Below are 2239 nucleotides of genomic sequence, written 5' to 3'. Positions count from 1 at the left end.
GGCTTGGAACGCATGCGCGAAACCGTCTCGCGCTCGGCGCGCTTGGAGCGCAGCGGCGGCAGGCCGCGGTCGATCAGGTCCATGTCCTCCAGCACCATATCGCCCATGCGCTTGAAGGCGATGTCGAGCGCGCCGGCACGGTGAGCCGAGCGCAGAAAGCCGGGCAGGGTGCGCACCGGATGGTCCCGCGCCAGCGGTTCTTCGGGGAAAACGTCGCTGGCGGCGACGATGTGGCCGCTCTTCACCGCCGCCATCAGCGCCGGGAAGTCCACCACGCCGGCGCGGCTGAGCAGGATGAAGGCGGCGCCCTTGCGCATGCCGGCAAAGGCCTCGGCACCGAGAAAACCCTGGTTCTCGCTGGTCACCGAGGCAACGACGAAGATGAAGTCGCTGGTCGACAGCACCTCGTCGAGAGAGGCCGGCTCGACGCCATTGTCGATGAGGATCGATGGCGGCAGCCAGGGATCGAAGACTTTGGTGCGGGTGCGGAAGCCCGACAGCAGCCGGTTCAGCGCCCGGCCGAGATCGCCGAAACCGATGATCCCGACATCCGCGCCGGACAGGAGCCGCGCCGTCTGGTTGCCGTCGCCGCCCCACAGTTCCTGTCCCTGGCGGAAGGCGAGGTCGGCATCGACGATGTCGCGGGCGAGGTTGAGCGCCATGGCAAGGCCAAGCTCTGCGACCGGCTCGGCGAACACCAGGCCGGTGGTGACGACATGGATACCGCGCGCGAACAAGGTCTCGTAGGGCATGTTGTTGATGAGGTTGGTCTCGACATTGAAGACGCAGCGCAGCGCCTTCATCCGGTCGAGCGTTTCGGGCGATATGGGCGGCTGGCCGATGATGTAGCGCGCCTCGGCCAGCACGTCGGCCGGCAGTTTCGCGACGCCGTCAGCGGTCGTCTCGACAATGCGATAGTGCGCCTTGAGCCGCGCCAGCTGCCGGGCTGTGAAGATCAGCTCCAGCGTGCGTGGTTCCGGCGCACTGATAACCAGCGGCAAGGCGCTGTTGGACATGACTATTCCCTCTGTTCCGATGGCCAAAATACCCTGGATGAAACGATTTACAACATCGCGCGGGGAGGCGAGTAGAGCGGGATTGGCGCTGGGATGAGGTGTCCTGTTGGAGCCGATATGTGCCGGCAATGCAACAGTGAAGAATCGTTTGACTACGATGGCGAGGAGACGACGTAAGAACCAGTAATGACGCAATTGACACGGGGCAGGGAATTGGTTCTGCTGGCGCCGTACCAATTTGGAGGGCACTTTACAGTGAAGAAATACGAGAAACCAACCTTGCAGAAGCGCGACAGGCTTTCGGGCGTCACGGCCCAGACTACCCCATCGGCACCTCCGTCGACGGCAACCTGAGCGGTTGGCGTCTGACGCATTCGCCTTATAAGGCAATCAATATTGGCAATCGATAGGGCGCGACTGGTCGCGCCCTATTGCATATTGGCCATGGGCACCCGCCGCTGTCCCAAATGCCGGACCTTGCGGCCGATGATCATCAGCCGGCGCGCGGTGTTGTTGCGCAAGCGCCTTGCGCGCCATTCCAGTCCGGTGCCGGCGGTGATCGACTTGGCATAGTAACTCACCCGCATGCCATCCTCATCGGCAGCCACCTTGACCGGGTCGTCATAGAAGGCGTTGATCTTGTCAGCCGCCATGCCTGGTGTTTCGAGCCATTGCGGAATGTGAACCGAATGGAGCTGATCGACGTCGGTCATCACCCGGCCGATGCCGACGCCCGGTGTTGGACACGTGGTACAGAAAGCATCGCCGATGAAGATGACCCCGTCGCGGCGATGGCCTTGCGTGGTGCTCAGGCTGATCTGCCTGACCTCGACAGGACTTGCGACTTCGAAGTTGCCGCATCGCGCCGCTATTTCGGGCATCAGCTCGCAGAGCATCTTTTGCGGTTCCTGGCGAAACGCCCGCGTCCACGGCTCGGCCACTTGCCGATAGCCGAACATGTTCGCCCGCATCTTGTCGCCGAGGGGAAAGATGCTGATGTAGGCGATACGGTCGGCAGCCCGCCTGCTGTAGCAGGTGACGGACTGATGACCGAAATCACGCGGGGAGATGGCGAGGTCGAATCCCATCGACAGTGAATGCGCCTTCGATTGCTCGATACGCTCGACGCCGACGGCGCGCCGCACCGCCTCGCCGTGGCCGGTTGCAACCACCAGCAGGCGGGCATCGATGACGGCGCCGTCGGCGTCGAGCGTATCGAGCAA

2 protein-coding genes are annotated in these 2239 nt (G+C 63.3%); both read right to left on the bottom strand.

The window, feature by feature from the left end; all coding sequences use genetic code 11:
- Nucleotides 1-1016, bottom strand: a 1016-nt coding sequence (locus EN939_RS30905; RefSeq protein WP_164751373.1) for a hydroxyacid dehydrogenase, incomplete at its 3' end; no start/stop codon positions are given.
- Nucleotides 1017-1444: 428 nt separating this feature from the next.
- The coding region (locus tag EN939_RS30900; RefSeq protein ID WP_127271422.1) for an FAD-dependent monooxygenase at nucleotides 1445-2239 on the bottom strand (795 nt) is incomplete at its 5' end.

Source organism: Mesorhizobium sp. M7A.F.Ca.CA.002.05.1.1, assembly GCF_003998335.1.
Classification (GTDB): domain Bacteria; phylum Pseudomonadota; class Alphaproteobacteria; order Rhizobiales; family Rhizobiaceae; genus Mesorhizobium.
This window is presented reverse-complemented; position numbering and strand designations above follow the sequence as displayed.